A 17,445-nucleotide genomic window follows, 5' to 3' on the forward strand; every position below is an offset into this window, starting at 1 on the left:
CAGAACCATGACAGACGCACCCGAAACCACCACCTCCGCACCGGCCGAGGCCGTCGCCGCGCCAGCGCCGGCCGCCGACACCGCAGCGCCCGCGGCACAGCCGGAATCGACCGGCCGCCCGCCCCGCTCGCGCGGCGGACGCGGCGGCCGCGGCCGGCGCGCACGCCCGGCCGATGGCGCAGCGGCGACCGACCCGGAACAACAGCAGGCCGCGCAACCGGCGGCGAAGCAGCCGAATGCCCCACGCAAGCCGCAGCAGCAGGCCGCGCGCAAGGTGCACCCGGTGCTCGAACGCCTGTTCGAGCTCTACCCCAAGCTCTTCGGCGCGCGCTTCCTGCCGCTCAAGCTGGGCATCTACCAGGAACTGCTGGCCGCCCACGGCGACGAGTTCAAGGCCGAGGACCTGAAGCTCGCGGTGGGCCTGCATGCCCGCTCGACCCGCTACCTGGAATGCGTGGCCGCCGGCCATCCGCGCCATGACCTGCAGGGCCACCCGGTCGAGCCGGTGGCGCCCGAGCACATCCACCACGCGATCCTCGAGGCCTTCCGCCGCCGCCAGGCGCGCACCAAGGAAGACCTGGGCCCGCAGCTGCGCGAACGCATCATGGCGGCGATCGAGGCCTCGGGCGTGGGCCGCGAGGTCTATGCCGAGCGCGTGCGCGCACGCGACGACGCATCGAACGCGGCCCTCGACGACGCGCTGGCCGAACTGGGCCGCCAGGCCGCCAAGCGCGAAGCGCTGGTGCGCGCCTTCGAGGCCAGCGGCAAGACCGAGGCCGAGTTCGCCGACATGTACGGCATGGACCCGAAGGAGGTCGCGCGCACGCTGAACCGGGTGCGCCGCGACAAGGCCGAGGACGAGAAGCGCGCGGCTGCTGCAGCCGCCGCCGAAGCCGCCCCGGCCGCCGACGACACGGCCCCGGCGGCGGAAACCCCGGCCGCCTGAGCGCCCGACGCGCATGAAAAAGCCGGCGTCCAGCGCCGGCTTTTTCGTGGTGAGAAGCGAAGCCTGTCGCTCAGCCGCGCTGCGAGTTCTGCAGCGCCGCGATGCGTTCCTCGATCGGCGGGTGGGTGGCGAACAGCTTGCCCATCGCGCCGGTGATGCCCATGGCCTCGACCGCCTTCGGCAGCTCGCCGGCCGGCATGCCGCCCAGGCGGGCCAGCGCGTTCATCATCGGCTGCTTGCGGCCCATGAGTTCGGCCGCACCGGCATCGGCGCGGAATTCGCGCTGGCGCGAGAACCAGGCCACCACGATCGCGGCGGCGAAGCCCAGCACGATGTCGAGCACGATGGTGCTCACGTAGTAGCCGATGCCCGGGCCCGAGTTGCGGTCGTCGCCGCGGCGCAGGAAGGAGTCGACCGCATAGCCGATCACGCGCGACAGGAACACCACGAAGGTGTTCATCACGCCCTGGATCAGCGTCATCGTGACCATGTCGCCGTTGGCGATGTGGGCCACCTCGTGGCCGATCACGGCCTCGACCTCTTCGCGCGTCATGCCCTGCAGCAGGCCGGTCGACACCGCGACCAGCGAGGAGTTCTTGAACGCGCCGGTGGCGAAGGCATTGGGCTCGCCCTCGAAGATCGCGACCTCGGGCATGCCGATGCCGGCCTTGTCGGCGAACTTGCGCACGGTGCCGACGATCCAGGCCTCGTCGGGCGTCTGGGGGTTGTCGATCATGCGCAGGCCGGCGGTCCACTTGGCCATCGGCTTGCTGATCAGGAGCGAGATGATCGCGCCGCCGAAGCCCATGACGAGCGCGAAGCCCAGCAGCGCCGTGAGGTTGAGCCCGTTGGCCGTGAGGAAGCGGTTCACGCCGAGCAGGCTCGCGACCACGCCCAGCACCGCGACCACCATCACGTTGGTCAGGACGAACAGAAGAATGCGTTTCAAGTTGGTTTCTCCGTGGGGAAATCTGCCGCTCAGTTGGGGGCCGGACGGCCCGCTTCAAGCGTTGCGGCGGCGCGGGCCCGATGGTGTTGTCGCTTGTTCTGCGGGCCTGCGCGGACGAAAGACGTCGGAGTCATCATAAAAGCAAAAGTTCGAGTTCTGTGGCCACCAGCCGGGCACGCCCAGCACCGGCAGCGGCGCGAAGGGCTTGGCCGCCAGGTGCGCCGGGTCCAGCGCCGCGGCGAGCGCGGCGTCGCCGGCGCAGGACGCGCCCGCGGGCAGCCGCAGCACGTGCGCGGTCAGGCCCTTGCGTGGCGCCACCAGCTTCTCGAGCAGCGCATGGCCGAACAGCCACAGCCGCGCCTCCTGCCAGCGCGCGCGCTCGGTCACGAACAGCCGCCGCCAGTCGCGCTCGACCAGCGCCTGCCAGAGCACCGGCGGCGCCTCGAGCAGCGCGCCGTTCTCGTCGAACAGCGTGAGCGCGTCGCGCAGCGGACCGCGCGTGGCGCCGATGCCGGCCCGGGCGATCTCCGCGGCCTGCAGTTCGTTGAGCCGGCGCTTGCTGTGCGGAAACGCGCACCACACGAGGCCGTTGAAGAAGTCGTGCAGGTTGTCGCGCGTCGGGACGCTGCGGGTCTGGAAGATGTGGGCCTCGTAGGCCTGGCCCGCGGGCAGCGCCTCCTGCGGCACGAAGACGGGCGCGTTGTCGGGCCGCGAGGCCGACAGCGCCGTCGCTACCGAGGCCTGCAGGGCGGCCTGCGCCACGGCGTCGCCGCGGGCGCGGTACGGCGCGAACCAGGGCTGCGCCCAGTCGACCGCCGGCAGGCTCAAGGCAGCGTTGCGCCCGTCCAGCGGATGCGGTCGGGGTGCTGCAGCACCGCGAACTCCGCCGTGAGCTTGTCGAAGAGCTTGAGCGAACTGCCGCTCTTGCTCAGCAGGCCGGCCGCGCGCAGCGCCTGCGCCACGTCGTTGAGCTGCACCTCGTTCCCGCTGCGCAGCGCGGGCACGGCCGCGAGGATGAACTCGGCCGCTTCGGACACCGGCGCCGGCTGGGGCACGGCGGCCGTCTTGCGGGCCGCGGTCTTGCGCGCGACCTTCTTGGCCGGTGCGGTCTTGGCCGCGGCCACGGGTGCCGGTGAAGGCGCGACCGTGCGGGCCGCCGGCTTGGCGACGGCCTTCACCGCGGTCTTGCGCGCCGGGCGGGGCGCGGCCTCGGCTGCAGGCTGTGCGCGCCGCGATCGGGGCGCGGCTTCCGCCGCCGGCTGCGGGCGCGCCGCATGGTGCTGCAGGTCGGTGAAGGCGTCGTAGGCGGCCACGGTCTCGTCGCCGGTCTTGCCCTGCTGGCCGATGCCGCAGACGCGGCAGCCTTTTTCGCGCAGCCGGATCACCAGCGGCGCGAAGTCGGAGTCGGAAGACACCAGGTAGACGATCTGCGGCCGCTCGGCGATGGCCAGGTCGATCGCATCGACGGCCAGCGCGATGTCGGTGCTGTTCTTGCCCGCGGCCAGGTTGACCATCGGCCGCACCGACAGCCGCTTGAACAGCGCCTGGTGCTTGAGCGCGACCTCGGGCGTGCCGTAGGCGCGGCGCACGTGCAGCGCGCCGTGTTCCTTCAACACCAGTTGCACCGCCTGCTCCATCACGTCGGCCGAGACGTTGTCGGCGTCGATCAGCAGCATGACCTTCGGGGCGGCGTTCATACCAGCTTCCAGGGCAGCGACTCGCCGCCGCGCAGGGGCTTGAGTTCGGCCTCGCCGTAGGGCACGGTCTCGGGCACGGTCCACGGCTCGCGGCGCAGCGTGATGGTGTCGGTGTTGCGCGGCAGGCCGTAGAAGTCGGGGCCGTGGAAGCTCGCGAAGCCCTCGAGCTTGTCGAGCGCGCCGGCGTTGTCGAAGGCCTCGGCGTAGAGCTCGATCGCGGTCAGCGCGGTGTAGCAGCCCGCGCAGCCCAGCGCATGCTCCTTGAGGTGCGAGGCGTGCGGCGCGCTGTCGGTGCCGAGGAAGAAGCGGTCGCTGCCGCTGGTGGCAGCCTCGACCAGCGCCACGCGGTGGGTCTCGCGCTTGAGCACCGGCAGGCAGTAGTAGTGCGGCCGGATGCCGCCGGTGAAGATCGCGTTGCGGTTGTAGAGCAGGTGGTGCGCCGTGATGGTGGCCGCGGTGAAGCGGTCGGCGGCGCGCACGTAGTCGGCGCCTTCCTTGGTGGTCAGGTGCTCGAACACGATCTTGAGCTCGGGGAAGTCGCGCCGCAGCGGGATCAGCACGCGGTCGATGAACACCGCCTCGCGGTCGAACAGGTCGATGCTCGGGTCGGTGACTTCGCCGTGCACCAGGAACAGCAGGCCGTGCTTCTGCATGGCCTCGAGCGTCTTGTAGGTGTGGCGCAGGTCGGTCACGCCGGCATCGCTGTTGGTGGTGGCGCCGGCCGGGTAGAGCTTGAGCGCGCGCACGCCGGCTTCGGCCGCCAGCGCGATCTCCTCGGGCGGCAGCCGGTCGGTGAGGTAGAGCGACATCACGGGCTCGAAGGCCGCGCCGGCCGGCACCGCGGCCAGGATGCGGTCGCGGTAGTCGAGGGCATGTTGCGCGGTCGTGACCGGCGGGCGCAGGTTCGGCATGATCAGCGCGCGGCCCATCTGGCGGGCCGAATGCGGCACGACGGCTTCGAGGGCGGCGCCATCGCGCACATGCAGGTGCCAGTCGTCGGGGCGGGTGATCGTGAGGGTGTCGGCGGTGCGTGTCATGCCGTGATTGTCCCATCGGCCCGTGCGGCGCCCGCCGGCGGCGGGGTCGCGCAGCTAAGGAAACCCCCGATGGAGCCGGGGCTGCAAGTCGTTACGATCTTTGCAGCCTTGCTCGCGGCAAGGTGCACGGACCGCGTTTCCGGTGCCTGCCCCGGTGACACAACGACTCCAACATCCACCCGTTTCGCAGACCTCCGCCCTCCTCCGATGTCCTCCCCACCCGAGTCCGGCGCCCTGCTGGACGCCACCAGCCCCCTCCCCCCGCAGATCGAAGCCGCCGACGAACCGGCCAAGGTGCCGCTGGCCATCGAGGACTGGGCCACCGTCGTGATCATGGGCCTGCTGGCCTGCATCACCTTCGCCAACGTGCTGGTGCGCTATTTCACCGACTCCTCCTTCGCCTGGACCGAGGAGTTCTCGGTCTTCCTGATGATCCTGCTGGCCATGGTGGCGGGCTCGGCCGCGGTGGCGCGCGACCGCCACATCCGCATCGAGTACTTCTCCGAGAGCGGCTCGATGGCGCGGCGCAAGCGGCTGTCGCAGTTCGGCGCGGTGCTGGTGGCGGCGCTGTTCATCCTGATCGCGGCGCTGAGCACCCGCATGGTCTGGGACGACTACCGCTTCGACGAGACCTCGCCGGGCATCGGCGTGCCGCAGTGGTGGTACTCGATCTGGCTGCCCATCGTGTCGACCGCGATCGCGCTGCGGGCCATCGGCCTGTTCATCCGGCGTGGTCGCCGCGATGACGGCGAAGAGGCATCGAAATGATCGCCACCCTGCTGTTCGTCGCCTTCGTGGTGCTGATGCTGGTCGGCGTGCCGATCGGCGCGGCGCTGGGCCTGGCCGGCGCGGCCTGCATCGCGCTGGCCAACGCCGACGCCCAGTGGTTCGGCCTCCTGGCCGTGCCGCAGAACTTCTACGCCGGCCTGGGCAAGTACCCGCTGCTGGCCATCCCGATGTTCGTGCTGGTCGGCTCGATCTTCGACCGCTCCGGCGTCGCGCTGCGGCTGGTGAACTTCGCGGTCGCGATGGTCGGCCGCGGCCCCGGCATGCTGCCGATGGTCGCGATCCTGGTCGCGATGTTCCTGGGCGGCATCTCGGGCTCGGGCCCGGCCAACGCCGCCGCCGTGGGCGCGGTGATGATCGCCGCGATGTCGCGCGCCGGCTACCCGCCGGCCTACTCGGCGAGCGTGGTGGGTGCCGCCGCCGCCACCGACATCCTGATCCCGCCTTCGGTGGCCTTCATCGTGTATTCGGTGCTGGTGCCCGGTGCCTCGGTGCCGGCGCTGTTCGCGGCCGGCATGATCCCCGGCATCCTGGCCGGCCTGGCGCTGATCATTCCGGCGGTCTGGATGGCCCGCAGCCACAAGATGGGCGCGCTCGAGGCCAGCATGCCGCGGCCCGCGTTCTGGAAGAGCTTTCGCGAAGCCACCTGGGGCCTGGCGGCGCCGATCCTGATCCTTGGCGGCATGCGCGCCGGCTGGTTCACGCCGACCGAGGCCGCGGTGGTCGCGGTGTTCTACGGCCTGTTCGTGGGCATGGTGATCTACCGGACCATCAAGGTGCGCGACCTGTTCGTGATCCTGCGCGAATCGGGCGAACTCTCGGCCGTGATCCTGCTGGTGGTGTCACTCGCGGGCATCTTCGCCTACTCGCTGTCAACGCTGGGCGTGATCGACCCGGTGGCCACGGCCATCGTCAACTCCGGCCTGGGCGAGTACGGCGTGCTGGCACTGCTGATCGTGCTGCTGATCACGGTCGGCATGTTCCTCGACGGCGTGTCGATCTTCCTGATCTTCGTGCCGCTGCTGTGGCCCATCGTGCAGCACTACAAGTGGGACCCGGTCTGGTTCGGCGTGATCCTCACGCTCAAGGTCGCGCTGGGTCAGTTCACGCCGCCGCTCGCGGTCAACCTGATGGTGTCGTGCCGCATCGCCAACGTGCGCATGGAAGAGACCGTGCGCTGGGTCGGCTGGATGCTGTTCGCGATGTTCCTGGTGATGGTGGCCGTGATCATCTGGCCGCAGCTCGCGCTGTGGCTGCCCGCCAAGCTCGGCTATTGATTCATCGAATACGGGCAGCCGGACGCAGAAGGCAGACAAAAGCAACGCAGAGGTCGCAGAAGAACCACCAGATTTCCTGATCTTCTTTTCTGCGACTTCCGCGAACGCTCTGCGCCTTCCGCGTCCGGCTGTTCACTGGCATCCCGCTTCCGTTCATACCAAGGAGACTGCACTCATGAAATTCCGCCGCACCCTGCTCGGCCTCGCGCTCGCCGCGACCGCTCTCGGCTTCACCACCGGCGCCATGGCGCAAGCGGCGTACAAGGCCGAGTACAAGATGTCGCTGGTGCTGGGCCCGCCCACGCCCTGGGGCCAGGCCGGCCAGATCTGGGCCAACCTGGTGAAGGAACGCACCCAGGGCCGCATCAACATCAAGCTGTACCCGGGCGTGTCGCTGATCCAGGGCGACCAGACGCGCGAGTTCAGCGCCCTGCGCCAGGGCGTGATCGACATGGCCGTGGGCTCGACCATCAACTGGTCGCCGCAGGTCAAGCAGCTCAACATCTTCTCGATGCCCTTCCTGATGCCCGACTACGCGGCGGTCGACGCGCTCACGCAGGGCGAAGTGGGCGCCGAGCTGTTCAAGATCATCGACAAGGCCGGCGTGATGCCGCTGGCCTGGGGCGAGAACGGCTACCGCGAGATCACCAACTCCAAGCACCCCATCAAGTCGCCGGCCGACCTCAAGGGCATGAAGATCCGCGTGGTCGGCTCGCCGCTGTTCGCCGACCTGTTCACCGCGCTGGGCGCCAACCCGACGCAGATGAGCTGGGCCGATGCGCAGCCAGCGCTGGCCAGCGGCGCGGTCGACGGCCAGGAGAACCCGCTGTTCCTGTTCACCGTGCTCAAGATGCACAACGTGGGCCAGAAGTTCGTCACCACCTGGGGCTATGTGGCCGACCCGCTGATCTTCGTGGTCAACAAGGAGATCTGGGCCTCGTGGACGCCGGCCGACCAGGCCATCGTGAAGCAGGCCGCCATCGACGCCGGCAAGCAGGAGATCGCGATCGCGCGCAAGGGCCTGGTGGAGGCCGACAAGCCGGTGCTCAAGGACATCGCCGGCATGGGCGTCACGGTGACGCAGCTGACGCCGGAAGAACGCGAAGCCTTCGTCAAGGCCACGCGCTCGGTGTATGCCAAGTGGCGCCCCACGGTCGGCAACGACCTGATGGCCAAGGCCGAGAAGGCCATCGAGGCGCGCAAGAAGTAAGGCGCCCGCGCCGCAACGCAAAAGGCCCCGCATGCGGGGCCTTTTGCGTGGACGTGCGCTGCGGCTTGCTCAGCGCAAATACTCGCCGCTGGCTTCGGGCTGGAAGGCGATGCCCGCGATGCGCAGCGCGCCGCCCGAGCCGTCGGGCGCGACCCAGTTCGCCACGTCGCCCACGCGCAGGCCCAGCAGCGCGGTGCCGACGGGCGACAGCACCGAGATGCAGCCGGTGGCGGGGTCGGCGTCCTGCGGGTAGCTCAGCGTCAGCGTGCGCTCGCCCGCACCGGCCAGCTCGGCCACGTTGACGCGCGAACGCATGGTGACGACGTCGGCCGCGATCTCGGTCGGCGACACCAGGTCGGCGTTGTCGAGCACCGCCTGGATGGCCGGCGAGTAGGCCGCATCGGCGTCGGCGTACTTGGCGAGCCGCGCGTGATCGAGTTCGGTCAGGGTGCGACCGGCAATGACCGCGGACGCGACGGGAGAAGAAGAAGAGGAAGAAAGGGGTTGGACCATGGAACGCTCCTGGAAGAAATGCACAACGCCGGACGGAGGGCGCCCGGCGATCCAGTGGCGGGAATGGGGAGAGGAAGGAAGCGGATCGCCGGGCTCAGGAATGTGCAGCAGCACTTCGAGCCGGCGGCATGCGGCGAAGCTCCGCGCGCGGACGCGTCGCCGGACGGCTCGAGACGAGCCGGCGAGCGAGAACGCAGCCGAGGGAGAACGCGATGGAACGCATGGCCACATCGTAGGCCGGCGCGGCCCGGACGCGGGCAATAGCCTTGCGCCGCATCAGGTACCGGGCGCGCCAAAGAAAAAGGCCCCGCATGCGGGGCCCTGGTGCAGCGAGGTGCCTGCGATCCGCTGGCTCAGTGCTGCAGGATCTTGTTCAGGAATTCCTTGGTGCGCGGCTGGCGGTGTTCCGGGTGGTTGAAGAACTCGTCCTTCTCGCAGTCTTCCAGGATGCGGCCGCCCACGTCAATGAAGATCACGCGGCTCGCGACCTTGCGCGCGAAGGCCATCTCGTGCGTGACCACCATCATGGTCATGCCTTCCTTGGCCAGCGTGACCATCACGTCGAGCACTTCGCCCACCATTTCGGGGTCGAGCGCCGAGGTGGGTTCGTCGAACAGCATCACGATCGGGTCCATCGACAGCGCGCGGGCGATCGCCACGCGCTGCTGCTGGCCGCCCGAGAGCTGGCCCGGGAACTTGTCCTTGTGCGCCATCAGGCCCACGCGGTCGAGCATCTTCAGGCCGCGGGTCTTGGCTTCGTCGGGCGAGCGGCCCAGCACCTTGATCTGCGCGATCGTGAGGTTCTCGGTCACCGACAGGTGCGGGAACAGCTCGAAATGCTGGAACACCATGCCGACCTTGGAGCGCAGCTTGGGCAGGTTGGTCTTGGGGTCGTGCAGCGGGATGCCGTTGACGGTGATCTCGCCCTTCTGGAAGGGCTCGAGCGCGTTGACCGTCTTGATCAGCGTCGACTTGCCCGAGCCCGACGGGCCGCAGACCACGACCACGTCGCCCTTGGAGATGTTCACCGAGCAGTCGTTGAGCACCTGCACCGGGCCGTACCACTTGGAGACGTTCTTGATTTCAATCATTTTTTCGGACATTTCAAACTCCTATGAGTGTGTTCATCGCACCGCGGGTCACCGCGGTGCGCGAAGACGGCAGGGTCAGCGGATGATCGCAATTTTCTTATGCAGGCGCTTCACCATCCAGGAGAGCGAATAGCACAGGATGAAGTAGACGACCGCGGCCAGCAGGTAGGACTCGACGGTGCGGCCGTACTGCTTGCCCATCGTGTCGAAGCCCTTGAGCAGGTCGTAGGCGCCGATGGCGTAGACCAGCGAGGTGTCCTGGAACAGGATGATGGTCTGCGTGAGCAGCACCGGCAGCATGTTGCGGAAGGCCTGCGGCAGGATCACCAGGCGCATGTTCTGGTTGTAGGTCATGCCCACCGCCTGGCCCGCGTTCACCTGGCCGCGCGGGATCGACTGGATGCCCGCGCGCATGATCTCGCTGAAGTAGGCCGCCTCGAAGGCGATGAAGGTGATCACCGCCGAGATCTCCGAGCGGTAGTTGGCACCCATCGAGCCGAACAGGCTGTAGAACGAGGCCGGCACCAGCAGGAAGAACCAGAGGATCACCATCACCAGCGGGATGCTGCGCATGCCGTTGACGTAGATGGCCGCGGGCGCGTCCAGCCACTTCTTGCCCGACAGCCGCATCAGCGCCAGCAGGGTGCCGAAGAACACGCCGCCGATGGTGGCGATCAGGGTCAGCATCACGCTGAAGTAGAAGCCCTTCAACACGAAGTTGGAGATGACTTCCCAGTTGTAGAAGGAAAAATCGAGGTTCAACATGTCAGTGGCCCCCGCCGCCGCTGGCCGAGACGATGAAGCCCGGAACGCGTGTTTTCTTTTCGATGAAGGACATCAGCCGGTTGATCGCGAAGGCCGAGACCACGTAGAGCGCCGTCACGGCCAGGTAGACCTCGATGCCGCGCGAGGTTTCCTCCTGCGCCTGCATCGCGAACATGGTGAGTTCGGACACCGACACCGCGAAGGCCACCGACGAGTTCTTGAAGATGTTCATCGTCTCGCTCGTGAGCGGCGGAATGATGATGCGGTACGCCATCGGCAGGATCACGAAGCGGTAGTACTGGAAGGTGGTGAAGCCCACCGCCATGCCCGCGTAGCGCTGGCCCTTGGGCAGCGCCTGGATGCCGGAACGCACCTGCTCGGCGATCCGCGCGGAGGTGAAGAAGCCCAGCGCCAGCACGACCAGGATGAAGCTGGGCACGGTCTTCATCGGCGGCACGAGCGCCGGAATGACGTGGTACCAGAGAAAGATCTGCACCAGCAACGGGATGTTGCGGAACAGTTCGACCCATGCATTGCCCAGGCGAATGAGCCATGGGTTGTCGGGCAGCGTGCGGATGATGCCCACCAGCGAGCCCAGCACCAGCGCGACGATCAGCGCCAGCAGCGAGACCGACAGCGTCCAGCCCCAGGCCGAAAGCATCCATTGCCAATAGGTCGGGAATTTCCCGCCCGGATCCTGCAAGAAGACCTGCCAATCCCAGTTTGATCCCATCGGGACTCTCCTTGTTGTTGTCGACTGATTCGATGTGAAGCGCGCCCTGCTTCAACAGAAACGCCCGCCGGATGTGGCGGGCGTTGGCGCAATGACCTGCGAAGCGATTACTTCTTCGCGGCGTAGTCTTCCATCGGCTTGTCGTTGGGGTTCGCCCAGGCGTTCTTGGTCGCGTCCGACAGGGCCAGGCCGATCTTCACGTTCGACGGCGGGATCGGCTGGATGAACCACTTGTCCCACAGCTTGGCCAGGTCGCCGTTCTTGATCTGGGCCTTGATGCTGTCGTCCACGGCCTTCTTGAAGGCCGGGTCGTCCTTGCGGATCATGATCGCGATCGGCTCGACGCTCAGGACTTCACCGACGATCTTGAAATCGTTGGGCGCCTTGGACTTGGCGATGTTCGAAGCCAGGATGGAACCGTCCATCACGAAGGCGTCGGCACGGCCCGATTCCAGCAGCAGGAAGCTGTCGGCGTGGTCCTTGCCGAAGACTTCCTTGAAGTCGATGCCGCCGGCGCGTTCGTTCTTGCGCAGGGTCTGCACCGAGGTGGTGCCGGTGGTGGTGGCCACGGTCTTGCCGTTCAGGTCCTTGATCGAGGTGATGCCCGAGTTCGCCTTGACGGCGATGCGCACTTCCTCGACGTAGGTGGTGACGGCGAAGGACACGTCCTTGGCACGGGTGGCGTTGTTGGTGGTCGAGCCGCATTCCAGGTCGACGGTGCCGTTCTGCACCAGCGGCACGCGGTTCTGCGAGGTCACGGGCTGGTACTTGGTTTCCAGCTTCTTGCCGACGAGCTTCTCGAGATCCTTGATGATGTTCGCGCAGATGTCGTAGTGGAAACCGGTGTACTGGCCGTTACCGAGGGTGTAGGAAAGTCCGGAGGATTCGCGCACGCCTTCGGTGATGCTGCCCGAGGCCTTGATCTTGGCGAGGGTGTCGTTGGCTTGCGCGAACGCACCGCCGGCGGCCATGACGGCGATGGTCAACGCCAATACTTGCTTCTTCATACGAAACTCCTGAGTGAAACTGAAACAGAGCCAAATTTTAGACAGTCGCGCGGACAGGGGCACCCGGTCCAACCCGGTGCACGACCCCGCACCCGCCTGGCGCGGCGCGAATGCCTTCGATACCGCCTTGGTGCAACGCACCGCTGACGCATGACATGAAGGGGATTAAGCAGTCTTTGTGCCTGCTTCGCGCGCCCGCAGGCAAGACATCGGCCTCAGCGCGAAAAAGAACACACATGCACTGCTTTCCCGCCGTGTGACAGCAAAGCAGGCGGGACTGTATGCGGCGCGCGACGGCCTGACCAATGCCGTATGCGCGCGTCATTATGCATATGACTTATAGTTTGTGCGGTGCAGCAAATAATCAATTGACAGGCTGCGTTTCGACCAGATAGGCCCACAGCGCATCCAGCGCGCGCTTGGGCGGCGCGACCTCGTCGTGCGGCGGCTTGGCGGCGGCGCGGCCCGACTTGGCCGGCACGGCCACCGGGCGCTCGCGGTAGGCGCGGATCTCCATCGTGGCCTCGAGCCGGTCGATCTCGGGCGGCAGCGCGCTCACCAGCCGGCGCGCCTTGACCTCCTTGCGCACCGCGCTCTGCGGCAGGAAGGCGATGCCGTGGCCCTCGAGCGCCATCGCCTTCAGGCCTTCGGACATGTCGGTCTCGTAGACGCGGTCGAGGTGGATCGCGGTATCCGATTCCTTGATCAGCTGGTCGACGATGCCGCTCATGTAGGCCCCGGGCGCATAGCCCAGGTAAGGCAGCGGCTGGCCCTGGCGGCCCGGCAGCCGGTAGCGCGGCGCGCCCTCGGCATCGGGCTTGACCCAGGGTGCGACCACCTCCTGCCCCAGCACCACCATCTCGTAGCGGTTGGTGTCGAGCTGCAGCGGCTGCGAGGGGTGCTGGTAGGCGATCAGCAGGTCGCAGCTGCCCTCGACCAGGCGCATCACCGCGTCGTGCACGTTGAGCGCGATGAGCCGGCTCTTGAGCGGCCCGAAGTGCTCGCGCAGCGTGGTGGCCCAGGCCGGGAAGAAGGTGAAGGCCAGCGTGTGCGGCACCGCGAACTCGATCACGTCGTGCGCCGCGGCCGAATGGCCGCGCAGCATGGCGCGCGTGCTCTGCAGGCCCTGCAGCATCTCGAGCGCCTGGCCGTAGAGCGTCTGGCCCGCGGGCGTGAGCCGCGTGGGGTAGGACGAGCGGTCCACCAGGTCGGTGCCGGCCCAGCCCTCGAGCGCCTGGATGCGGCGCGAGAAAGCCGGCTGCGTCACATGGCGCAGCTGGGCGGAGCGGCTGAAGCTGCGGGTTTCAGCGAGGCTGACGAAGTCTTCGAGCCACTTGGTTTCCATAAGCGCCGATCCTATATCGGCGTGACCACGCCGCGGCCGGTGAAGTGGCCTTCGGCGTTGGCGAGGAAACGCTCGAACGAGGCCTGCGTGGCCTCGGGCGACCAGCCCGCGAGGTGCGGCGTGAGGATCAGGTTGTCCAGGCCGATCAGCGGCTCGGGCCGCAGCGGCTCGCTCTCGTAGACGTCGAGCCCGGCGCCGGCGATGCGGCCTTCGCGCAGCGCCGTGGCCAGGGCCTCGGTGTCGACCACGCTGCCGCGGCCGATGTTCACCAGGAAGCCCTTGGGGCCCAGCGCGTCGAGGATGCGCGCGTCGATGATGTGGTGCGTGGCCGCGCCGCCCGGCGCCGCGCAGACCAGCACGTCGCACCATTCGGCCAGCGCATGCAGGTCGTCGAAGTAGCGGTGCGCCACCCCTTCCTTGGGCTTGCGGTTGTGGTAGCCGACGGCCATGTCGAAGCCCGCGGCACGCTTGGCGATCTTCTGGCCGATGGTGCCCAGGCCCAGGATGCCCAGGCGCTTGCCAGAGACATTGGGCGGCTGCGGAATGGCCAGGCGCCAGACGCCGTCGCGGCACAGGCGGTCGAGCTGGCGGAAGTTGCGCACCGCCGAGATCAGCAGGCCGAAGGCATGGTCAGCCACGCAGTCGTCGTTGGTGCCCTGGCCGTTGGCCAGCACGATGCCGCGCGCGCGGGCTGCGGCCACGTCGACCTTCTCGTAGCCCGCGCCCATGCAGCACACCAGTTCGAGCGCCGGCATCGCCGCCATCTCGTCGGCGGTCAGGCCGGTCACGCCGATGGTCAGCACCGCGCGGACGTCGGCACCGCGCTCGGCGATGGCGGCCGTGCGCTCGGCGGGCTCGGCGGCATAGCGCAGGTCGAAGTGCTCGGCGAGCACGGCCTGGTGTTCGTGCGAGACGTGGCTCAGCACCAGCAGGGGAATCTTGGTCGTCATTTGTGATGGGTTCCGAATGAGGAGTGTGGTGCGCCCGCTGGACGGAGGCTCCGGCCTCGATGGCCTCAGCTTGTCACCGTCTCGGACGACGGGAGCATTTTCCATGCGGAGGCAAGGCGGTGGCAGCGCGGGCACGCATCGTCCCTGAAAAAGCGTCCAGCCGCCTTGGAGAGCCCGGAATCGGCCGGGCATTCTTGTGCCTAACGGTTGCCGATCACCACATAGCCATCGCCGAACTTGTCGGCCTTCGGTGCCACCTTGGCACACAGGCGCTGGTTGCACAGGTTCAGGTCGCCCGCGGCGATGGCACCGAGGACCTGTCGGTTGTAGTCGATCTCCTGCAGCGCCTGGGCATTGCGCCACACCCAGTAGCTGCTGCCACCCACGACCAGCACGGCCATCGCAAGCAGCGCCAGCGAGACTTTCCACAGCCATGCCTTCTGGGCCGTAAGCAGCTGGCTCTGCGCCCTCTGCAAGAACTGCTCCGCATTCGTCAGCTCGCGCTGCATGTTCTTCTGCCCCTCGCGATGCGCGGCGTTGACATCGGCCGACAGACGCGAAGCGCTTTGGTCGAGCTGCTGGCTGGCGTGTGCGATCCGCGCCGCGGCGCCCTCGTTCTGTCGGCGCAGGTGCTCGGTCACGCTCGACAGGTTCAGCGCGAGCTCTTGCAGTTTTTCGGGGGTCATGGTGCGCCCGTTTCGAGGGGTGAGGCCGACGGTGCCGAAGGGGGCAAGGGGTCGGCAATCACGAATTCGGGGCTGAAGGAGGAACCGCCGCCTTTTCGCATGAGCGGAAGCATTTCTTTGCCCGCTTGCCAATAGTCGACGGTGATGGTCATCGGTTCGGTGCTTTCATCAACGTGTATTTTTTGCTCCAGGACGGTCCACTTGCCCGCTTCGACCACGATGGTTGTGCTTTGGGGCGGACTGCGGAACGGGTAGTACTTACCGGAGAGCGTCAGCTTTTCCACAACGCTGGCTCGGGCGGATAGCCTGTATATACCGGGGGGAACTAGCGGGGCGTCAGCAGGAAAGAGCCCCTCCCTTGACCTCAAAGTGACTGGATCAATGTAGTCACGACCAAATACCGCGTTGAACCAAGCACTGCCTTGAGCTTCCTGTGCAGTGACGTTTGGCACATAGGCTTGTGCATTGACCTTGGCTGCGCCCGGTTGCTCGCCTATACGCTCCAGAGTGGAGAATCCTTGAATGGTGTATTTCTCCGTTGAGCCATAAACGGTGCCCCCCAACAACGCACCCCGTGTGGGGTCAGCCGGCGCCCCGTAGCTCGTAGGCATGTTGCCACCGCAGCGGCTAAAGCATTCGCCGTACCCAACCATGGCGCAGCCTGCCAGGGCCGACACCGCCAGTACGGCAACGGGCCACTTTTGCAATCCATTTTTCATGGCGCGTTCTCCTCAACGACCCATGGCCGGGCCACGCTGTTGCTGCTGACGGATGTCTTCTTCCCGCTGTGCCGCGAGTTGTTGCTCGCGCTCACGTTGCTGCTGCGCAATCAGGGCCTGTTCGTAGTCATGGTTTTGCTGCTGAAACTTCTGCCATTCAGGCGATGCCTGCTGCGCCTGAATCACTTGGTCATAGGCTTTGTCGTCTTTGCGTTCGATGGCGTTGACCAGCGCCTTGAACCGCTCGCCGATGGCGCTTTCCGGGGTGATGGATGCGGCTGAAGCCTTGTCGTCTGAAGCGGGCTGCCGTGATGAGGACAGTGGCGCAACGGTGGGTCGCTCCGGGGGCGGTGTAGGTGCTTCAACTGGTTTGGCTGGTTTACCGTGCGGATGCGGCACCACGTCCAGGTGCAGCGGGTGGTCTTTGGCGAGGTAGTTTTGTTGGGCTTGTATGTGTTGGGCTTTGATGTCGACTTTTACGTCATCAAGAACACTGCGGCGATCAGGCTTCAGGGCATTTTCAATCTCCCGATACTTCATCTCCAGATCCCGGAGCGCCTCCCGATACAACGGACTGCCATCCACCCGCGGATGGTCGTTCTTCCCCTCGGGCAGCGTCCTCTGCGCAAGAAGCTCTCCCTGCCCATTGCGCGTTTCGACGGCGTAACTCGGCGTGAAGTAGTTTTGCGCAACGAGCGGTCCGGTCGGCGTCTTGGTTTCAATGCTCAAGGTCTGCCCGGTCACAGGATCGCTCATCGTCGTGCTGAAGCGCCGCCCCTGGTCGAGGTCGAGCACCTTCTCGATGCGGTGGCCTTGCGCGTCGGCATAGGCGAGCCTGAAGCGGCCATGCGCCATCGCGCCTGCCTGGTCGGCCGGATGGTCCGGGTGGGGCTCCCACACCGGCGCGCCATGCTGCTTGATGCTGTCGATGCTGGGGTGGAAGAAGTCGCGCTCGCGGTCGCTCAGGGGCAGCGTGGCGAACTGTTCGAACTCGGTTTTCTTGAGGCCCGAGGCCCCCATGGCGTGGCCCACCATCGAGAGGGGGTCGAAGTCCACGCGCCCCCCTTTGTCGCGCAGGGCGGGCATCTCGCCCAGCATGCGTTCTTGAGAGGACGCGGGGTAGCTGCCTGCCAACGCTTCGAATCCGGCCACGCCCTTGTTCTTGAAATAGCCGGCGGCGGCGCCTTCGGGCTTCCAGTCCTGCAGGCCGTGCAGGAACTCGATTTCGGCGGTAGTGCGAATGTCGTGGTAACGAGCGGCTGCCGCCAAGGCCATGGCGTTGGTGCCCTGCTCCCAACCACTTAGTTCGGCCCAGGTGCGGTATTCGCCAGGTCGCCCGGGTCGCTCGAATGCCTTGTGGCCTTGCAGCATGCGGTCGCGCTGGTCGGCCGCATACCAGCATTCGATGTCGTGGCGCTGGGCGATGGTGTCCGCGTAGGAATTCGCGCCCGTCGTGCGCGGCACCTCGGGGTCGGCAAGTTGCTGGTGGATCGTGTAGTGCGCCGCCACCTGCGCATCGAGGTTGTAGACCCGGTCGCCGTTGGGCAGCACGGTGCCGTACAGATCAGGCCGGCTGCCCTTGGCGGGATGGATCTGGCTGACCCCTCCGAAGTAGTCGGCGCCGGGTGAATTGCCATAGCGCGGCGGCAGGCTCTGATCGGCCTGGTGTCTGTAATCGCCCATTCTTTGAGGCTCCCTGTGATGGCTGAAGCATGCACATCCCGGATGAAATGA

The 17,445-nt window shown here is 67.1% G+C and carries 18 protein-coding genes; 4 read left to right on the top strand and 14 right to left on the bottom strand.

Features of this window, described 5'->3' with window-relative positions:
- Positions 1-7: 7 nt before the first annotated feature.
- Entirely contained in the window at positions 8-946 is a 939-nt protein-coding gene (locus QTI20_RS22680; protein ID WP_286554154.1) for a ProQ/FINO family protein, read from the top strand.
- A gap of 70 nt (positions 947-1,016) precedes the next feature.
- Here QTI20_RS22680 and htpX read toward each other — a convergent pair whose 3' ends face one another.
- Genes htpX through pyrC form a run of 4 tightly spaced genes read right to left on the bottom strand, consistent with a single transcriptional unit; the run spans position 1,017 to position 4,629 of the window.
- On the bottom strand, positions 1,017-1,895 hold the full coding sequence (gene htpX / locus QTI20_RS22685) for a protease HtpX (protein ID WP_286554153.1): 879 nt from the start codon (positions 1,893-1,895) through the stop codon (positions 1,017-1,019).
- Positions 1,896-1,949: 54 nt separating this feature from the next.
- Positions 1,950-2,723, bottom strand: a complete 774-nt coding sequence (locus tag QTI20_RS22690) for a DUF3025 domain-containing protein (RefSeq protein WP_286554151.1) — start codon at positions 2,721-2,723, stop codon at positions 1,950-1,952.
- On the bottom strand, positions 2,720-3,592 hold the full coding sequence (locus QTI20_RS22695; RefSeq protein WP_286554149.1) for an NYN domain-containing protein: 873 nt from the start codon (positions 3,590-3,592) through the stop codon (positions 2,720-2,722). Before QTI20_RS22695 ends, QTI20_RS22690 begins: the two co-directional genes overlap by 4 nt.
- Positions 3,589-4,629, bottom strand: a complete 1,041-nt coding sequence (pyrC, locus tag QTI20_RS22700) for a dihydroorotase (protein ID WP_286554148.1) — start codon at positions 4,627-4,629, stop codon at positions 3,589-3,591. Before pyrC ends, QTI20_RS22695 begins: the two co-directional genes overlap by 4 nt.
- Before the next feature lie 207 nt (positions 4,630-4,836).
- Between pyrC and QTI20_RS22705 the strand changes: the two genes are divergently transcribed.
- The 3 genes from QTI20_RS22705 to QTI20_RS22715 all read left to right on the top strand — a co-directional run bounded on the left by QTI20_RS22705 (position 4,837) and on the right by QTI20_RS22715 (position 7,902).
- Complete coding sequence (locus QTI20_RS22705) at positions 4,837-5,397, top strand: TRAP transporter small permease (RefSeq protein WP_286554146.1); 561 nt, start codon at positions 4,837-4,839, stop codon at positions 5,395-5,397.
- Positions 5,394-6,692 carry a TRAP transporter large permease gene (locus QTI20_RS22710; protein WP_286554144.1) on the top strand — a complete coding sequence of 433 codons (1,299 nt, stop codon included), beginning with the start codon at positions 5,394-5,396 and terminating at the stop codon, positions 6,690-6,692. The genes QTI20_RS22705 and QTI20_RS22710 overlap by 4 nt, the downstream gene beginning before the upstream one ends.
- A gap of 175 nt (positions 6,693-6,867) precedes the next feature.
- A complete protein-coding gene (locus QTI20_RS22715) occupies positions 6,868-7,902 on the top strand; it encodes a DctP family TRAP transporter solute-binding subunit (protein WP_286554143.1) in 1,035 nt (344 codons plus the stop codon).
- A 69-nt stretch (positions 7,903-7,971) separates the two neighbouring features.
- Here QTI20_RS22715 and rnk read toward each other — a convergent pair whose 3' ends face one another.
- From rnk to QTI20_RS22765, 10 genes are all read right to left on the bottom strand, one after another.
- Positions 7,972-8,415: a nucleoside diphosphate kinase regulator gene (rnk, locus tag QTI20_RS22720; protein ID WP_286554142.1), complete on the bottom strand. Its 444-nt coding sequence runs from the start codon at positions 8,413-8,415 to the stop codon at positions 7,972-7,974.
- Between the two features lie 353 nt (positions 8,416-8,768).
- On the bottom strand, positions 8,769-9,506 hold the full coding sequence (locus QTI20_RS22725) for an amino acid ABC transporter ATP-binding protein (protein WP_183028859.1): 738 nt from the start codon (positions 9,504-9,506) through the stop codon (positions 8,769-8,771).
- A gap of 75 nt (positions 9,507-9,581) precedes the next feature.
- On the bottom strand, positions 9,582-10,271 hold the full coding sequence (locus QTI20_RS22730; protein ID WP_286554140.1) for an amino acid ABC transporter permease: 690 nt from the start codon (positions 10,269-10,271) through the stop codon (positions 9,582-9,584).
- A 1-nt stretch (position 10,272) separates the two neighbouring features.
- Positions 10,273-11,004: an amino acid ABC transporter permease gene (locus QTI20_RS22735; protein ID WP_286554138.1), complete on the bottom strand. Its 732-nt coding sequence runs from the start codon at positions 11,002-11,004 to the stop codon at positions 10,273-10,275.
- Positions 11,005-11,111: 107 nt separating this feature from the next.
- Positions 11,112-12,011 (bottom strand): transporter substrate-binding domain-containing protein, encoded by a 900-nt coding sequence (locus tag QTI20_RS22740; RefSeq protein WP_286554137.1) that lies wholly within the window; start codon positions 12,009-12,011, stop codon positions 11,112-11,114.
- A gap of 364 nt (positions 12,012-12,375) precedes the next feature.
- On the bottom strand, positions 12,376-13,356 hold the full coding sequence (locus QTI20_RS22745) for a LysR substrate-binding domain-containing protein (RefSeq protein ID WP_286554136.1): 981 nt from the start codon (positions 13,354-13,356) through the stop codon (positions 12,376-12,378).
- 11 nt (positions 13,357-13,367) lie between these two features.
- Complete coding sequence (locus tag QTI20_RS22750; protein ID WP_286554135.1) at positions 13,368-14,306, bottom strand: 2-hydroxyacid dehydrogenase; 939 nt, start codon at positions 14,304-14,306, stop codon at positions 13,368-13,370.
- A 200-nt stretch (positions 14,307-14,506) separates the two neighbouring features.
- Positions 14,507-14,992 (bottom strand): hypothetical protein, encoded by a 486-nt coding sequence (locus tag QTI20_RS22755; RefSeq protein WP_286554132.1) that lies wholly within the window; start codon positions 14,990-14,992, stop codon positions 14,507-14,509.
- On the bottom strand, positions 14,989-15,711 hold the full coding sequence (locus tag QTI20_RS22760) for a hypothetical protein (RefSeq protein ID WP_286554131.1): 723 nt from the start codon (positions 15,709-15,711) through the stop codon (positions 14,989-14,991). Before QTI20_RS22760 ends, QTI20_RS22755 begins: the two co-directional genes overlap by 4 nt.
- 12 nt (positions 15,712-15,723) lie before the next feature.
- Positions 15,724-17,394, bottom strand: a complete 1,671-nt coding sequence (locus tag QTI20_RS22765) for a hypothetical protein (RefSeq protein WP_286554130.1) — start codon at positions 17,392-17,394, stop codon at positions 15,724-15,726.
- Positions 17,395-17,445 lie beyond the last annotated feature (51 nt).

Source organism: Variovorax sp. J2P1-31, from assembly GCF_030317215.1.
In the GTDB taxonomy this organism is placed as follows: Bacteria; Pseudomonadota; Gammaproteobacteria; order Burkholderiales; family Burkholderiaceae_C; genus Variovorax.

Bases quoted from the DNA above. Each gene is read 5' to 3' on its own strand.
- rnk (WP_286554142.1), bottom strand. From the start codon at position 8,415: ATGGTCCAACCCCTTTCTTCCTCTTCTTCTTCTCCCGTCGCGTCCGCG.
- QTI20_RS22705 (WP_286554146.1), top strand. From the start codon at position 4,837: ATGTCCTCCCCACCCGAGTCCGGCGCCCTGCTGGACGCCACCAGCCCC.
- QTI20_RS22710 (WP_286554144.1), top strand. From the start codon at position 5,394: ATGATCGCCACCCTGCTGTTCGTCGCCTTCGTGGTGCTGATGCTGGTC.
- QTI20_RS22765 (WP_286554130.1), bottom strand. From the start codon at position 17,394: ATGGGCGATTACAGACACCAGGCCGATCAGAGCCTGCCGCCGCGCTAT.
- QTI20_RS22680 (WP_286554154.1), top strand. From the start codon at position 8: ATGACAGACGCACCCGAAACCACCACCTCCGCACCGGCCGAGGCCGTC.
- QTI20_RS22735 (WP_286554138.1), bottom strand. From the start codon at position 11,004: ATGGGATCAAACTGGGATTGGCAGGTCTTCTTGCAGGATCCGGGCGGG.
- pyrC (WP_286554148.1), bottom strand. From the start codon at position 4,629: ATGACACGCACCGCCGACACCCTCACGATCACCCGCCCCGACGACTGG.
- QTI20_RS22715 (WP_286554143.1), top strand. From the start codon at position 6,868: ATGAAATTCCGCCGCACCCTGCTCGGCCTCGCGCTCGCCGCGACCGCT.
- QTI20_RS22725 (WP_183028859.1), bottom strand. From the start codon at position 9,506: ATGATTGAAATCAAGAACGTCTCCAAGTGGTACGGCCCGGTGCAGGTG.
- QTI20_RS22740 (WP_286554137.1), bottom strand. From the start codon at position 12,011: ATGAAGAAGCAAGTATTGGCGTTGACCATCGCCGTCATGGCCGCCGGC.
- QTI20_RS22730 (WP_286554140.1), bottom strand. From the start codon at position 10,271: ATGTTGAACCTCGATTTTTCCTTCTACAACTGGGAAGTCATCTCCAAC.
- QTI20_RS22695 (WP_286554149.1), bottom strand. From the start codon at position 3,592: ATGAACGCCGCCCCGAAGGTCATGCTGCTGATCGACGCCGACAACGTC.
- QTI20_RS22760 (WP_286554131.1), bottom strand. From the start codon at position 15,711: ATGAAAAATGGATTGCAAAAGTGGCCCGTTGCCGTACTGGCGGTGTCG.
- QTI20_RS22745 (WP_286554136.1), bottom strand. From the start codon at position 13,356: ATGGAAACCAAGTGGCTCGAAGACTTCGTCAGCCTCGCTGAAACCCGC.
- QTI20_RS22750 (WP_286554135.1), bottom strand. From the start codon at position 14,306: ATGACGACCAAGATTCCCCTGCTGGTGCTGAGCCACGTCTCGCACGAA.
- QTI20_RS22755 (WP_286554132.1), bottom strand. From the start codon at position 14,992: ATGACCCCCGAAAAACTGCAAGAGCTCGCGCTGAACCTGTCGAGCGTG.